This window comes from Rhodanobacter sp. FW104-R8, from assembly GCF_001617365.1.
Classification (GTDB): domain Bacteria; phylum Pseudomonadota; class Gammaproteobacteria; order Xanthomonadales; family Rhodanobacteraceae; genus Rhodanobacter.
The window spans coordinates 1-15,208 of sequence record NZ_LVJR01000012.1; the positions used below are offsets into that span (position 1 = coordinate 1).

Sequence of the window (15,208 nt, forward strand, 5' to 3'; positions counted from 1 at the left end):
CGACTGGGAGGCGCCGCTGAGCGGACAGCTGTCGCGCCCGCCGATGGTCCCCGCCGCCGACGTGTACGACCTGCGGCGGCCCGCGTCCACCGCCGCCCCGACGACGGCCGTCTCCGCGACGTCGCTGGCCGCCGCGCTGGCGCCGGCGCTGGACGCGCCGCGCCCCGGCAGCAACAGCTTCGCGGTGGCCGGCACGCTCACCGGCAACGGTGCCGCGCTGCTGGCGAACGACATGCACCTGGGACTGCGCGTGCCGAACATCTGGTTCCGCACCCGCCTGCGCTACCCCGACCCCGCCGCGCCAGGCGGCCGGCGCGACGTCAACGGCGTCAGCCTGCCCGGCACGCCGGCGATCATCGTCGGCTCCAACGGCCAGATCGCCTGGGGCTTCACCAACAGCTACGGCGACTGGCAGGACTGGGTGCGCGTGCGGCGCGATCCTGCCGACGCTTCCCGCTACAAGGTGCCGGAGGGCTGGGCCACGATCGACGCCCACGAAGAGCACCTCCAGGTCAAGGGCCGCCCCGACGCCATCCTCAAGGTCGAGGACACCCGCTGGGGCCCGATCATGGGGGAAGATACCGACGGCACGCCGCTGGCGCTGGCCTGGATCGGCGGCCGGCCGCACGGCTACAACCTCGAGCTGATGCAGCTGGAGCACGCCACCGACGTGGCCGGCGCGCTGGATCTGGCGCCGCGGCTCGGCATGCCGCCGCAGAACCTGCTGGTCGCCGACCGTGCCGGGCACATCGGCTGGACCATCGCCGGCAACAGCATCCCGTTGCGTGCCGGCATCGACCCGCTGCTGCCCTCGGACTGGTCCGCGCCCGGCAGCGGCTGGCAGGGCTGGGCCGCGCCCGCACAGTACCCGCGCCTCGAGAATCCCGCCGATGGCCGGCTGTGGACGGCGAACAACCGCACTGTCGACGGCGATGCGCTGGCCTTGCTCGGCAATGGCGGCCACGATCTCGGCGCCCGCGCGCAGCAGATCCGCGACGACCTGCGTACCCGCGCCAGCTTCACGCCAGGCAGCCTGCTCGACATCCAGCTCGACGACCGCGCCGTGTTCCTCACTCCCTGGCAGCGCCTGCTGCAGGACACCCTGGCTGACGGCACCGACCCGTCGCTGCGGCAGTTGCGCCAGCTCACCGCGCACTGGCGCGAACGCGCCGCCGTCGACAGCGTGGACTACCGGCTGGTGCGCGCGTTCCGCGACCGGGTCGGCGAAGCCGTGCTGACCCCGTTCGCGGCACGGGTGCAGCAACGCTACCCCGACTTCAGCTGGCCCGGCGAGAACAGCGCCGAGGCGGCCGTGTGGGCGCTGGTGCGTGCCCAGCCCGCGCACCTGCTCGCCCCGAAATACCCCGACTGGCACGCCCTGCTCGTCGACGCCGCCCGCCATGTGGCAAACGAACTCGGGAGGCGACCCGGCGGCCTCGCCGCGCGCAGCTGGGGCGAGCGCAACCGCGCCGGCATCCGCCACCCGCTGTCCGCGGCCCTGCCGTCCTGGCTGGACCGCTTCATCGACATGCCCGATCAGCCGATCCCCGGCGACAACAACATGCCGCACGTCGCCGCGCCCGGCTTCGGCGCCTCCGAGCACCTGGACGTGGCGCCCGGCCACGAGGCCGACGGCATCCTCAACATGCCCGGCGGCCAGAGCGACCACCCATTGTCGCCGTACTTCGGCGCGGGCCATGACGACTGGTTCAAAGGGCGGCCAACGCCGCTGCTGCCGGGACCGGACCAGCACACCCTGGTCCTCGAACCGCGGCATTGATTCGCTGCCGCACAGCACGTAAACGTAATGCACATCGCACTTTGCATGGCATCGTCATGAAATCGCCGGTGCCTACCGGGATGCTGCAACTGTCCTGCGCCTGAGCTGCGGCCGGGTGAATGGGGACTTCCCGGCAAGGGAATGCGCAGTTCCGTGCGGGGGTGCGATGCATCATGACGCAGGCCTCCGTGATGCCGGCCTTCCGGTATCGCGCCTTCATCAGCCACAGCCACCAGGACAAGTCCCGGGCCGGCTGGCTGCACAAGCCCCTGGAAGCCTGCGCGATCCCGAAACGGCCGGTCGGCCAGACCACCACCGCCGGCGTCATCCCCGGCCGTCTCGCACCGATCTTCCGCGACCGCGACGAACTGGCCAGCGCGACCGATCTCGGCCGCAAGGTCGATGGAGGGCTGGCGCAGTCGGCGAACCTGATCGTGATCTGCTCGCCGCGCTCGGCAACCTCGCCCTGGGTCAATGCGGAAGTGCTGGCGTTCAAGCGGATGGGGCACGCCGATCGTATCTTCTTCCTGGTCGTCGACGGCGAGCCCGACGCCAGCGACCTGCCCGGCCGCGCCGCCGAAGAACGCTTCGCGCCGGCATTGTCTTTCCGGCTGGATGCGGACGGCCAGCCCACCACCGGGCGCACCGAACCGATCGCCGCCGACGCACGCGCCGGCACCGGGAATCACGCGGTTCGCGCCGGTGCCCGCGTTGGAGCCGGAAACCTGGAACGAGACGGCGGGAAATCGCCGCTGCCTTCGTCCCCGCACTCGGCCGCCAGCTCAGCCGACGCAGGGACGAAGGCACGGCTCGGGTTCAACCCCTTTCCCGGACAGGTCACGCGTCCCTGCACGCCACGCAAGGCAAGCGCGCCGGGCAGCGATTCGTTGCGGTATACGCGGGTCGGGGCGCCCGGCCGCCCATGCGGCATTCGACCGCACGAACCCCGTGGGCATGTCTGACCGAAGTCAAAGGCACTGCCTTTGTGCGCGCGCATGATCCGCACCGTCCACACGGCGGATTCATTCCATGATCAGCTGCGATACCGTCATCATCGGCGCGGGCCCGGTCGGCCTGTTCCAGGTTTTCGAGCTGGGCCTGCTGGGGCTGGATGCGCACGTGGTCGATGCCGTGCCGCATGCCGGCGGGCAATGCATGGAGCTGTACCCGGACAAGCCGATCTACGACATCCCGGCGGTGCCAGTGTGCAGCGGGCGCGAGCTGATCGAGCGCCTGCAGCAGCAGATCCGCCCGTTCGCGCCGCAGTTCCACCTGGGCCACACCGTCACCTCGCTGGAGCGCCTGGCGAACGGCCGCTTCAGCCTGCGCACTAGCGGGGGGCTGGTGTTCGATGCCGGCGCGGTGGTCATCGCCGGCGGCCTGGGCGCGTTCGCGCCGCGCACGCTCGACCTGCCGGAAGCCGCGCCGCTGGTGGGCCGCACGCTGCACTACAAGGTGGCGCAGCCGGCGCTGCTCGACGGCGAGGACATCGTGATCGCCGGCGGCGGCGATGCGGCGCTGGACTGGGCGCTGGCCCTGGTCGACCGGGCGCGCAGCCTGGTGCTGGTGCACCGCTCGTCCAGTTTCCGCGCGGCGCCGGCCAGCGTGGCGCGCATGCAGGCGCTGTGCGACGAGGGCCGCATGCAGCTGTGCGAAGGCGACATCGTGGGCCTGGAGACGGCCGATGGGGCGCTTGCGCAGGTGCGCGTGCGCACGCGCAGCGGCATGGTCCAGCGCATCGGGGCTGCGCACCTGCTGGTGTTCTGGGGCCTGCATCCCGCGCTGGGGCCGATCGCCGACTGGGGGCTGGCCCTGGAACGCCAGCAGCTGGTGGTGGACCCGTCGACGTTCCAGACCTCCGCGCCCGGCGTCTTCGCCGTGGGCGACATCAATACCTACCCGGGCAAGAAGAAGCTGATCCTCTCCGGCTTCCACGAGACGGCGCTGTGCGCGTTCGCCGCGCATGCGCACCTGCATCCCGGCGACAAGGCGAACCTGCAGTACACGACCACCAGCCCGGCGCTGCAGCGGCGCCTGGGCGTGCGCGACGACGCCGCGCATCCGCCGCCACGGGTGGCCGTTGCGGCGGCCTGAACCCGCGCCTCGCCTTCGTCACGCCCACACGCTCACCGCCACGGGAGGCACCCCATGCATCGCTCCTCCGATCCCGGCGACCTGCGCTCACCCGAGCGTCGCCGCTGGCTGCAGCAGACCGGCCGGCTTGCCGTGGCCGGCGGCCTGCTGGCCAGCGGCGGCTGGGCGGTGCTCAAGCGCAGGCAGAACCTGTGGCAGGTGCGCCGCGAACGCACGCTGATGCAGACCTCGGTGGCGGTCACCTGCCTGTGCGACGACGTGCAGGCAGCGGGCGCGGCGATCGAGGCGGCCTTTGCGCGCATGGCCGCGACGGCCGCCGAGCTGACCCGCTTCGACCCGGCCAGCCCGCTGTCGCGGCTGAACCGCGACGGCCGGCTGGCGCTGGTGCCGTCGAACCTGCAGGCGGTGCTGCGCGAGGCGCTGTCGCTGTCGGCGCTCACCGGGGGCGCGTTCGACGTCACCGTGCTGCCGGTGCTGCGCTATTTTGAGACGCTGCGCGGGGCATCCGGCATCGACGCACCCGCACGCCGCACGGTCGAGCACCGCGAACAGCTGGTGGGCTGGCGCGACCTCGCGCTGGACGCGCGCGGCGCGCGGCTGCTGCGGCCGGGCATGGCGGTCACCCTGGACGGCATCGCCAAGGGCCACGTGGTCGACCAGGGCATCGCGGCGCTGCGCGCGGCGGGCATCGAGTACGGCCTGATCGACGCCGGCGGCGACATCCAGGCGATCTGCGGCAACGATCCCGAGCGGCACTGGAGCGTCGGCATCGTCGATCCGCGCGACACGGGCCGGGTGGCGGCGGTGGTGCAGGTGCGCAACGCGGCGCTGTCGACCTCCGGCAACTACCGCGTGTTCTTCTCCACCGACCGGCGCCTGTTCCACATCGTCAACCCACGCACCGGCTGGTCGCCGCAAGGTTATTCCAGCATGACCGTGGTGGCACGGCGCTCGGTGCTGGCCGACGGCATGAGCACGGCGGCGTTCTCGCTGGAGCTGCCGCAGCTGTCCGCGCTGATGGCGGCGCAGGACCACCAGTGGCTGGCGTTCTCGCGCGACGGCGAGCAACGCTGGCGCTCGCGCGAACTGCCGCTGATCGCAGGCACGGCGGAGCTGGCCTGATGCGCGACGCACGCCCCCGCTCCCTCATCGCAAGGCTGCTGCTCGCGCTGCTGTTGCTGGCGCCCGCCTCGGCGGCGCTGGCCGGCATCGACGCCCGCTTCCCGCAGCTGCACCAGGTGTTCCCCGACGCCGACCGCTTCGGTGACGTCGAGGGTACCCCGCCCGCGGCGGCCGTGTACCGCGGCGACAAGGTGGTCGGCTACGTGTTCGAGACGGTGATGGTGGCGCCGGTGCCGGCCTACTCCGGCGCGCCGATCAACATGCTGGTGTCGATCGGCGCCGACGGCACCATCCGCGACGCCCGCGTGCTGGAGCAGCACGAGCCGATCCTGCTGGTCGGCATCCCGGTGCAGAAGCTGTACGACTTCGTGGCCCGCTACGTCGGCCACCGCGTGGACGACCGCATCGTGGTCGGCGGCGGCGGCAGCGGCAGCGTGCGCATCGACGCCATCAGCAGCGCCACGGTGACCTCGATGGTGGCCAACGAGACGATCATGAACTCGGCGCTGAAGGTGGCCGCCTCGCGCCGGCTGATCGCCGGCTCAGCCGACGCCGGCGCGGCCGCCGCGCAGGTCCGCAGCGACTACTTCGTTCCGGCCGACTGGCAGGCGCTGACCGGCAACGGCGCGATCGGCCACCTGCAGCTGGCGCGGCAGGCGATCACCGACGCCTTCAAGGGCCAGCCGGAAAGCGGCCTGGTCGACGACCCCACCGCGCCGGCGCCCGGCCACGGCGCGGACAGCTTCATCGACCTGTACTTCGCCGACGTCACCCCGCCCACGGTGGGCCGCAACCTGCTCGGCGACGTGGCCCACGCCGACCTGATGAAGCAGCTCAAGCCCGGCGATTCGGCGGTCGCGGTGATGGCCAACGGCATCTACTCGTTCAAGGGCGTGGGCTACGTGCGCGGCGGCATCTTCGACCGCGTGCACCTGCTGCAGGACGGCAAGCTGGTGCTGTTCAAGGACACCGACCTGGTGTCGATGAACGACACCCCGCTGCGCGGCAAGCCGGCCTTCGCCGAGCAGGCGATCTTCATCGTGCGCCATAGCGTCAGCGGCTTCGATGCGACCCGGCCGTGGACGCTGCAGCTGATGGTGAACCGCCAGGTCGGCCCGCTGCAGAGCATCTACCACACCTTCACCCGCAACTACCGCATGCCGACGGCCTACACCACGCGGCCGGACGCCACCGCCGAGGAACCGGCCGACGCGCTGCCGGCCAACGCGCCGCTGTGGCAGAAGATCTGGTACGGCCGCCGCATCGACATCGCGCTGCTGCTGGCCGGGCTCACCGTGCTCACGCTGATCCTGATGTTCCAGGACTGGATCGTGACACGCCCGCACCTGCTCGAACGCCTGCGCGTGGGCTTCCTCGTCTACACGCTGGTGTTCATCGGCTGGTACGGGCTGGCGCAGCTGTCGGTGGTGAACATCCTCACCTTCATCCAGGCGGTGCTGCACGGCTTCCACTGGTCCACGTTCCTGATGGACCCGCTGGTGTTCATCCTGTGGGTGTTCGTGGCCGCCACCCTGCTGCTGCTCGGGCGCGGCATCTACTGCGGCTGGCTGTGCCCGTTCGGCGCGCTGCAGGTGCTGGTGAACAAGCTGGCGCGCCGGCTGCGCGTGCCGCAGTTCGAGGTGCCCCAGTACCTGCACGAGCGGCTGTGGGCGATCAAGTACATCATCCTGCTGGTGCTGTTCGGGATGTCGCTGCAGTCGCTCAACATGGCCGAGCACTACGCCGAGGTCGAGCCGTTCAAGACCGCGATCAACCTGCACTTCGCCCGCTCCTGGAGCTACGTGCTCTACGCGGTGGCGCTGGTGGCGGTGTCGGCGTTCAACAACAAGTTCTACTGCCGCTACGTGTGCCCGCTGGGCGCCGGGCTGGCGGTGTCCGGCCGCTTCCACCTGTTCGAGTGGCTGCGCCGCCGGCGCGAGTGCGGCCGCCCCTGCCAGATCTGCGCCAACGAGTGCGAGGTGAAGGCGATCAACGCCATCGGCCAGATCAACTTCAACGAATGCCACTACTGCCTGGATTGCCAGGTCACCTACGCCAACGACCAGAAATGCCCACCGCTGGTGGAGCGCCGCAAGAAGCGCGAGCGCGCCGCGCGGCCGCTGCCCACCCCGGTACTGACGATCACCCCGGCGGCGACGCCGGAAACCCGCGAGCCGGCGAAGCTCGCCGACTGACCCACCACCTGTCCGAAGGGATGGAATGCCATGCACGACGAATCGAGCAACAAATCCGGCCAGTCCGGCCAGTCCGTGGAACCGGGCAACCCAGCGCGCCGCAACTTCATGAAGACCAGCGCGCTGGCCAGCCTCGCCGGCGCGGCGGGACTGGCGCTGGCGGGCTGCGGCCGCAAGGGTGACCAGGTCGGCACGGCCGGACCGGCCAAGGCGGCCGCGGCCGCCGGCGAACTCTCCGACCACGTGCCGCCCGGCCAGCTCGACGAGTACTACGGCTTCTGGAGCGGCGGTCAGTCCGGCGAGGTGCGCATCGTCGGCGTGCCCTCGATGCGCGAGCTGATGCGCATCCCGGTATTCAACCCCGACTTCACCATCGGCTGGGGCGTCACCAACGAGAGCAAGCGCGTGCTCGGGCCGAACTTCCCGCCCGGCGGCGACTGCCACCACCCGCACATGAGCCAGACTGACGGCCACTACGACGGCCGCTACATCTTCATCAACGACAAGGCGCACACCCGCGTGGCGCGCATCCGCTGCGACGTGATGCGCACCGACCGCATCACCGACGTGCCCAACGTGCAGGCGATCCACGGCCTGCGCGTGCAGCGCGCGCCGCGCACCGGCTACGTGTTCGCCAACGGCGAGTTCCTGATCCCGGCGCCGAACGACGGCCGCGACCTCGACGATCCGAAGAAGTACCAGACCATGTTCAGCGCCCTCGACGGTGACACCATGGAGGTCGCCTGGCAGGTGCTGGTGGACGGCAACCTGGACAACACCGAGGCCGACTACGCCGGCAAGTACGCCATTTCCACCTGCTACAACAGCGAGGGCGGCATGGACCTGCCCAGCACGATGCAGGCCGAGCGCGACTGGGTGGTGGTGTTCGACATCGCGCGCATCGAGGCGGCGGTGAAGAAGGGCGACTTCAAGACCATCGGAAGCTCGAAGGTGCCGGTGCTGGACGGCCGCCACGGCTCGTCGTTCACCCTTTACATCCCGATCCCGAAGAACCCGCACGGCATCAACGCCAGCCCCGACGGCAAGTACGTGGTGGCCAACGGCAAGCTCTCGCCCACCGTCACCGTGATGGAGTGGAGCCGCATCGACGACTGGTTCGCCGGCAAGCTCAAGGATCCGCGCGACACCGTGGTGGCCGAGCCCGAACTGGGCCTGGGCCCCTTGCACACCGCCTACGACGGCCGCGGCAACGGCTACACCACGCTGTTCATCGACAGCCAGATCGCCAAGTGGAACATCGAGGACGCGATCGCCGCCCACGGCGGCAAGAAGGTCAACTACCTGCGCCAGAAGATCGACGTGGCCTACCAGCCCGGCCACTGCCACAGCTCGATGGGCGAGACGCGCGACGCCGACGGCAAGTGGCTGGTGTCGCTGAACAAGTTCTCCAAGGACCGCTTCCTGCCCACTGGCCCGCTGCATCCGGACAACGACCAGCTGATCGACATCTCCGGCGAGACCATGAAGCTGGTCGCCGACGGCCCGGTCTACGCCGAGCCGCACGACGTGATCCTGCTGCACCGCCGGCTGCTGATCGACAAAGTCAAGAAGAGCTGGGAGCGCGACGACCCTTTCTTCGCCGAGACGGTGGCCATGGCCAAGCGCCACGACATCAACGTGCTGGCCGACAGCAAGGTCATCCGCGAGGGCCGCAAGGTGTTCGTGTACATGACCTCGGCCGCGCCGATCTTCGGCCTGGGCAGCTTCAAGGTGAAGAAGGGCGACGAGGTGACGGTGGTGGTGACCAACATCGACGCGGTGGAGGACGTCAGCCACGGCTTCTGCATCACCAACTACGGCATCAACATGGAGATCAGCCCCGGCGCCACCGCCTCGGCCACCTTCACCGCCGACAAGGCGGGGGTGTTCTGGTACTACTGCACGTTCTTCTGCCATGCGATGCACATGGAGATGAGCGGGCGGATGCTGGTCGAGGCCTGAGCCGCGCCGTGCCGCCGCGCAGCGCGCGCGGCGGCACGGCCGGATCTTCCGCTTCCATGGACATGCCCCGCCTCCTCGCCGTCCTGGCGCTGGCGCTGCCGCTGGCGGCGCCGGCACATGCGCGCGAGCCACTGGAGCAGGCCGTGGCCGCGGCGGCGCCGGGTGCCACCGTCCGCGTGCCGGCCGGCGTGCACGCGGTGCATCTGCGGCTGGACAAGCCCATCACCCTGGTCGGCGAGCCCGGCGCCATCCTGGACGGCGGCGGCTCGGGCGACGTGGTGCGCATCGGCGCCGCGCGGGTCGCCGTGCGCGGGCTGACCCTCCGCCGCAGCGGCAGCGACCTCACCGCGATGAACGCGGGCATCTTCGTCGAACGCCAGGCGCGCGAGGTCACGCTCGAGGGCAACCGCATCGAGGAAAGCCTGTTCGGCGTCTACCTCGACGGCGCGGCCGACGTGCGGGTGGCGCACAACGTGATCCGCGGCATGCGCTCGCTGCGCGTGGCCGACCGCGGCGACGGCATCCACCTGTGGAACGACACCGGCTGCACCATCGAGGGCAACGACGTGGCCGGCTCGCGCGACGGCATCTACGTCTACGTCAGCCCGCACAACACCATCGCGCGCAACGTGGTGCACGACGTGCGCTACGGCATCCACTACATGTATTCCCAGCACAACCTGCTGCTGGGCAACGTCAGTCGCGGCAACCTCGCCGGCTACGCGCTGATGTCGTCCGACCACCTGCGGGTGATCGGCAACACCGCCGAGCACGAGGATTCCTACGGCTTCCTGCTCAACTACATCTCGCACAGTGAAATCGCCGGCAACCAGATACGCCACGTCGACGGCCTGCGCGACACGCAGGGCGGGCTGATCGACGGCACCGAGGGCAAGGGGCTGTTCGTCTACCTGTCGCAGTTCAACACCCTCCACGACAACCTCGTGGCCGACTCGCAGATCGGCATCCACGTGACCGCGGGCTCGGAGAACAACCGCCTCTGGGGCAACCGCTTCGTGGACAACCGCATCCAGGTGAAGTACGTGCAGAACCTCGCCCAGGAGTGGTCGGCGGACGGCCGCGGCAATTTCTGGAGCGACTACCTCGGCTGGGACCTGGACGCCGACGGCATCGGCGACGTCCCGTTCCGCCCCAACGACGGCGTCGACGTGCTGCTGTGGAAATACCCCACCGCGCGCAACCTGATGTCCAGCCCCGCCGTGCTGCTGATGCGCTACGTGCAGCGCGCGTTCCCGGTGTTCACGCCGCCGTCGGTGCAGGACAGCCATCCGCTGATGAAAGCCCCCACCTCCTTCCGGCCCGACCATGAACCACGCGATTGAATTCGAGGCGCTGGCCAAGCGCTACGGCACGCTCGCCGCGCTCGACGGCGTCAGCGCCTGCGTGCCGCGCGGCCAGGTGATCGGCCTGCTCGGCCACAACGGCGCCGGCAAGTCGACCCTGATCAAGCTGATCCTCGGCCTGATCGCACCCAGCAGCGGCCGCCTCGACGTGCTCGGCCAGTCGCCGTGGCGCGCGCACGCGCTGCGCCGGCGCATCGGCTACCTGCCCGAGAGCGCCACCTTCTACGCCAGCCTGAGCGGGCGCGAGCTGCTCGACTACCTGGCCCGGCTGAAGCAGGCGCCGCGCGGCCAGGCGCAGGCGCTGCTGGAACGCGTCGGCCTGGCGCACGCCGCCGACCGGCGCATCGGCACCTACTCCAAGGGCATGCGCCAGCGCCTCGGCCTGGCGCAGGCCCTGCTGGGCTCGCCGGAACTGGTGCTGCTGGACGAACCGACCACCGGCCTCGACCCGCAGGCCACCCGCGAGCTGTACCGCATCGTCGGCGAGCTGCGTGCGGACGGGCGCTGCGTGCTGATCTCCTCGCACCTGCTGGCCGAACTGGAACCGCACATCGACGGCGCGCTGATCCTGCGCCAGGGCCGGCTGCTCGCCGCCGGCAGCCTCAACGCGCTGGGCGAGCAGGCCGCGCTGCCCGCCCGCCTGCTGCTGCGCCCGCACCAGCACGCCGTCGACGGGCTGCTGATCCGGCTGGACGCGCGCGGCCTGCCCGCGCAGCTGCGGCCCGACGGCCGGCTGGAACTGCAGGTGCCGCGCGCCGGCAAGCTGCCCATGCTGCGCGAACTGCTCGCCGACCCCGCCGTGGTCGACCTCGACGTGCGCGAGCCCACGCTGGCGCAGCTCTACGACTGGCTCGGCGCCGGCCAGCGGCCCGCCGCCGCGGAGGCCTGCGCATGAACACCATCCTCATCGTTGCCGGAAAGGAGTTCCGCGACGACTTCCGCAACCGCTGGACGGTGGCGCTCACCATACTGTTCGCGCTGCTGGCGCTGGGCATCGCCTGGTTCGGCAGCGCCGCCGCCGGCCAAGTCGGGTTCACCTCGTTCGACGCCACGCTGGCCAGCCTGACCACGCTGGGCGCCTTCGTGATCCCGCTGATCGGCCTGCTGATCGCCTACGACGCCATCGTCGGCGAACGCGACGACGGCACCCTGCTGCTGATGCTCAGCTACCCGCTGGCGCGCGGCCAGCTGGTCGCCGGCAAGTTCCTCGGCCACTGCGGCGCGCTGGCCGCCGCCACGCTGGCCGGCTTCGGCCTGGCGGTGGCGATCATGCAGCTGATGCAGCCGCCCGCGCAGACGCTGCAGGCGTGGCTGCACATCGGCCGCTTCATCCTCAGCGCCTCGCTGCTGGGCGCCTGCTTCGTCGGACTGGCCTGCCTGATCAGCGTGCAGACCGTCGACAAGTCCCGCGCCGCCGGCCTGGCACTGATCGGCTGGCTGGTCAGCGTGGTGCTGTTCGACCTCGCGCTGTTGGCGCTGCTGGTGGTCAGCGGCGGCAACCCGGTGGAGCGCGCGGTGTATCCGTACCTGCTGCTGCTCAACCCGGTCGACGTGTTCCGGCTGGTCAACCTCACCGCGCTGGGCGACGGCGCCGGCAACGACCTGCTGACCGGCATGACCGCCCACCACGCCTATCCGCCGCTGCTGCTGTGCCTGGTGATGCTGGCCTGGGCGGTGGCGCCGTTCGCGTGGGCGATGCTCGCGTTCCGGCGCAAGGAAGTCTGAGGAGAACCGCATGCGAACCCGCCCCGCGTCCCGCTCCGGCCGACTGGCCGCACTGGCCGTCGCGCTGGCCCTGCTTGCCGGCTGCGGCGGCGGCCGCGCTCCCGCGCAGCACGCGGTCGACACCCACCCGGACGACGCCTGCGCCGTCTGCGGCATGTACCTGGACGGCTCGCCCGGCCCGCGGGCGGAAGCCTGGGTGGCCGGCCGCGCCAGGCCGCTGGTGTTCGACTCCACCCGCGATTTCTTCGCCTACGTGCTGCAGCCGGAGAACCAGTCCGCGCTGCTGGAGCTGTACGTGCAGGACAGCGCCCACCTCGACTGGCAGCAGCCCAGCCACGCCGCGGTCAGCTTCATCGACGCGCGTCGCGCTTTCTACGCGGCCTGGCAGCCGCTGCCTGGCTCGATGGGGCCGACCCTGGCGCCGTTCGCCACCCGTGCCGCGGCGGAAGCCTTCGTGCACGAACACGGCGGCGCCGTGCTCGGTTTCGACGAGGTCACGCCCGCGCTGGTGGCTGCACTGGATTACCAGTGCCCCACCCGGGCCGCCACAGGCGCCCGCGGCCCGCTGCAGTGCCTGGCCACACCCGCGCCAGCCGCGGGCCCGCTGGCCAGTTCGCAGCCACCGCTTCCGCCGACGTTGCACGCGCGGCCGGCCCACCCACTTCCATAACCGGGAATCCACCACATGTTCGGACTCGACAGTTTTTCGCACTGGATCGTGCTGCTCGTGCTGGCGCTGCTGGTCTTCGGCACCGGCAAGCTGCGCAACGCCGGCCGCGACCTCGGCAGCGCCATCGCCGACTTTCGCAAGGGACTCCGGGATACTCCGCCGGACGAAGCCGCGCCACGGGCGATCCCGTCGGAGGCCGGCGACGAACGGCGGCCCTGACGCCAAGCACTCCGCCGCCGGCCGAAAGGTCAGGCCGCGGCCAGCAGCCGTTCGCAGATGGCGTGGTACAGCTGCGGCAGGCGCTCCAGCTCGTCCAGCGACACGCATTCATCGACCTTGTGGATCGTCGCATTGACCGGTCCCAGCTCGATCACCTCGGCGCCGAGCGGCGCGATGAAGCGGCCGTCCGACGTGCCGCCGCCGGTGCTCTGCTCCGGCTCGATGCCGCACAGCTCGCGGCAGACCGCCAGCACGGTTTCGCGCAGCATGCCGCCGGGCGGGGTGAGGAAGGGTTCGCCGGAGAGGTTCCAGTCCAGCGCATAGTCCAGGCCGTGCCGTTGCAGGATCGCCTCGGTGCGCGCGCGCAATTCGTCCGCCGTGCTCGCGGTGCAGTAGCGGAAGTTGACCAGCGCGCTGAGTTCGCCCGGGATCACGTTGTTGGCGCCGGTGCCCGCGTTGAGGTTGGAGACCTGGAACGAGGTGGGCGGGAAATCCGCGTTGCCCGCGTCCCAGCGCTCGGCGGCGAGTTCCGCCAGCGCGGGGGCAAAGGCATGGATCGGGTTCAGCGCCTTCTCGGGATACGCCACGTGGCCCTGCACCCCGCGCACGACGAGCGTGCCGGACAGCGAGCCGCGCCGGCCCACGCGGATCAGGTCGCCCAGCCGTTCCTTCGCCGACGGCTCGCCCACCACGCACCAGTCGATGCGCTCGCCGCCGGCACGGAAGCGTTCGGCCACCTTGCGCACGCCGTCGAGGTTGGTCGGGCCTTCCTCGTCGCTGGTCAGCAGCAGGCCGACCCGGCCGCGATGGTCGGGATGCGCCGCCACGAACCGCTCCAGCGCCACCACCATCGCCGCCACCGAGCCCTTCATGTCGGCGGCGCCGCGGCCGTACAGGTGAGGAGTGCGGCCACGGATGGCGGCTTTTTGATGCTCGCGGTCAGGACGAACGCAAAAGCCATCGCCATCGCGGATGGTCGGCTCGAACGGCGGGCTCTGCCATGCCGCTTCCGGGCCGCTCGGCACCACGTCGGTATGGCCGAGGAAGATCAGTGTGGGGCCGTCCGTGCCGTGCGTGGCCCACAGGTTGTCCACGTCGCCGTAGCGCAGATGCTCGACGCGGAAACCGGCATGTTGCAGGCGCCCGCCGATCAGCGGCAGGCAGCCGGCATCCTCGGGCGTCACCGAGCGGCGGCGGATCAGGTCACGGGCAAGGTCGAGAACTTCACTCATCGAGGCGTGCTCACGGCTTGCCGAACAGCTTCTTGAAGCCGTTGTCGGTGAAGCCCACGCTGACGCTGCCGTCCTCCTTGAGCACCACCGGGCGGCGGATCAGCGCGGGATGTTCCTTCAGCAGCAAGGTCCACTCCGGGTCGCTGCCGGGGTTCTTGCGCTGCGGCAGCAGGTTGCGCCAGGTGGTGGACGACTTGTTGACCAGCTTCTCCCAGCCGCCGAGCTGCGCCGCCCAGTCCTTCAGCGTCGCCGCCGGCACCGGGGTGGCGCGGTAGTCCACGAACGTGTACGGCACCTGGAAGCGGTCCAGCCAGTTGCGCGCCTTGCGGCAGGTGTCGCAGGTGGGCAGGCCATGGATCGTGGTCATGCTGGTTCGCCTCGCCGGGCATCATCGACGCGACGCATCAGGTTTTCAGCGATGGCGTTGCATGCGAACGGGTTGAACTGAAGGAACGGCAACCGCGGTATGAAGGTGATTTCGTCGCCGAATTCGCAAGGCTTGCGAAGGCGCAGCGTCAATCGCTTCGGATTGGTGAACTGGCTCATGCTCACGTTCATCACGTTCGCCAACGGTACCCGCTGCTCCACGGAGCCCTTGCGCACCAGCAGGTAGCTGCCGCCATCGCGCACTTCATCGGCAAGATTCCATACCAGCTTGCGGAACAGGAAGTAGCCGAAGGCCATCATGAGCAGCGGCTGGAGCACAAACATCGGCTGTTTCCAGTCACCGCTGACCGCGCCGACGAGCAGGAACAGCGTGAGGAACACGAACCAGAACACGGGGAATACGACCTTGACGAAAAAAGTGCCCCCGTACGAAATCTTCTCCATCCCCGCCTCCCCCG

14 protein-coding genes are annotated in these 15,208 nt (G+C 70.4%); 11 read left to right on the forward strand and 3 right to left on the reverse strand.

Annotated elements, in window-relative coordinates:
- From RHOFW104R8_RS02760 to tatA, 11 genes are all read left to right on the forward strand, one after another.
- Nucleotides 1–1,780: penicillin acylase family protein (locus tag RHOFW104R8_RS02760; protein ID WP_068205423.1), on the forward strand; the 1,780-nt coding region annotated here is incomplete at its 5' end.
- 173 nt (nucleotides 1,781–1,953) lie between these two features.
- Entirely contained in the window at nucleotides 1,954–2,742 is a 789-nt protein-coding gene (locus RHOFW104R8_RS17980) for a toll/interleukin-1 receptor domain-containing protein (protein WP_068096096.1), read from the forward strand.
- A gap of 67 nt (nucleotides 2,743–2,809) precedes the next feature.
- Complete coding sequence (locus tag RHOFW104R8_RS02770) at nucleotides 2,810–3,874, forward strand: NAD(P)/FAD-dependent oxidoreductase (RefSeq protein ID WP_068096098.1); 1,065 nt, start codon at nucleotides 2,810–2,812, stop codon at nucleotides 3,872–3,874.
- Between the two features lie 54 nt (nucleotides 3,875–3,928).
- Nucleotides 3,929–4,996 (forward strand): FAD:protein FMN transferase, encoded by a 1,068-nt coding sequence (locus RHOFW104R8_RS02775; protein WP_068096100.1) that lies wholly within the window; start codon nucleotides 3,929–3,931, stop codon nucleotides 4,994–4,996.
- Entirely contained in the window at nucleotides 4,996–7,191 is a 2,196-nt protein-coding gene (locus tag RHOFW104R8_RS02780) for a NosR/NirI family protein (protein WP_068096102.1), read from the forward strand. The genes RHOFW104R8_RS02775 and RHOFW104R8_RS02780 overlap by 1 nt, the downstream gene beginning before the upstream one ends.
- A 30-nt stretch (nucleotides 7,192–7,221) precedes the next feature.
- The gene (gene nosZ, locus RHOFW104R8_RS02785) at nucleotides 7,222–9,153 is read left to right on the forward strand and encodes a TAT-dependent nitrous-oxide reductase (RefSeq protein ID WP_068096104.1); all 1,932 of its coding nucleotides are present in this window, start codon (nucleotides 7,222–7,224) and stop codon (nucleotides 9,151–9,153) included.
- Between the two features lie 56 nt (nucleotides 9,154–9,209).
- Nucleotides 9,210–10,496: a nitrous oxide reductase family maturation protein NosD gene (locus RHOFW104R8_RS02790; protein WP_068096107.1), complete on the forward strand. Its 1,287-nt coding sequence runs from the start codon at nucleotides 9,210–9,212 to the stop codon at nucleotides 10,494–10,496.
- Nucleotides 10,480–11,412 (forward strand): ABC transporter ATP-binding protein, encoded by a 933-nt coding sequence (locus RHOFW104R8_RS02795; RefSeq protein WP_068096109.1) that lies wholly within the window; start codon nucleotides 10,480–10,482, stop codon nucleotides 11,410–11,412. Before RHOFW104R8_RS02790 ends, RHOFW104R8_RS02795 begins: the two co-directional genes overlap by 17 nt.
- Complete coding sequence (locus tag RHOFW104R8_RS02800; RefSeq protein WP_068096111.1) at nucleotides 11,409–12,242, forward strand: ABC transporter permease; 834 nt, start codon at nucleotides 11,409–11,411, stop codon at nucleotides 12,240–12,242. The genes RHOFW104R8_RS02795 and RHOFW104R8_RS02800 overlap by 4 nt, the downstream gene beginning before the upstream one ends.
- Nucleotides 12,243–12,252: 10 nt before the next feature.
- Nucleotides 12,253–12,912, forward strand: a complete 660-nt coding sequence (locus tag RHOFW104R8_RS02805; protein ID WP_068096113.1) for a nitrous oxide reductase accessory protein NosL — start codon at nucleotides 12,253–12,255, stop codon at nucleotides 12,910–12,912.
- Between the two features lie 15 nt (nucleotides 12,913–12,927).
- Nucleotides 12,928–13,131, forward strand: coding sequence for a twin-arginine translocase TatA/TatE family subunit (gene tatA / locus RHOFW104R8_RS02810; protein ID WP_068096115.1), 204 nt, complete (start codon nucleotides 12,928–12,930; stop codon nucleotides 13,129–13,131).
- A gap of 29 nt (nucleotides 13,132–13,160) precedes the next feature.
- On the opposite strand, the gene dapE is transcribed toward tatA, so the two are convergent.
- The 3 genes from dapE to RHOFW104R8_RS02825 are packed head-to-tail and all read right to left on the reverse strand — an operon-like array spanning nucleotide 13,161 to nucleotide 15,194.
- Nucleotides 13,161–14,363, reverse strand: coding sequence for a succinyl-diaminopimelate desuccinylase (dapE, locus tag RHOFW104R8_RS02815; RefSeq protein ID WP_068096117.1), 1,203 nt, complete (start codon nucleotides 14,361–14,363; stop codon nucleotides 13,161–13,163).
- Nucleotides 14,364–14,373: 10 nt separating this feature from the next.
- Nucleotides 14,374–14,730 carry a Spx/MgsR family RNA polymerase-binding regulatory protein gene (locus tag RHOFW104R8_RS02820; RefSeq protein WP_068096119.1) on the reverse strand — a complete coding sequence of 119 codons (357 nt, stop codon included), beginning with the start codon at nucleotides 14,728–14,730 and terminating at the stop codon, nucleotides 14,374–14,376.
- Entirely contained in the window at nucleotides 14,727–15,194 is a 468-nt protein-coding gene (locus RHOFW104R8_RS02825; protein WP_068096121.1) for a hypothetical protein, read from the reverse strand. Before RHOFW104R8_RS02825 ends, RHOFW104R8_RS02820 begins: the two co-directional genes overlap by 4 nt.
- Nucleotides 15,195–15,208 lie beyond the last annotated feature (14 nt).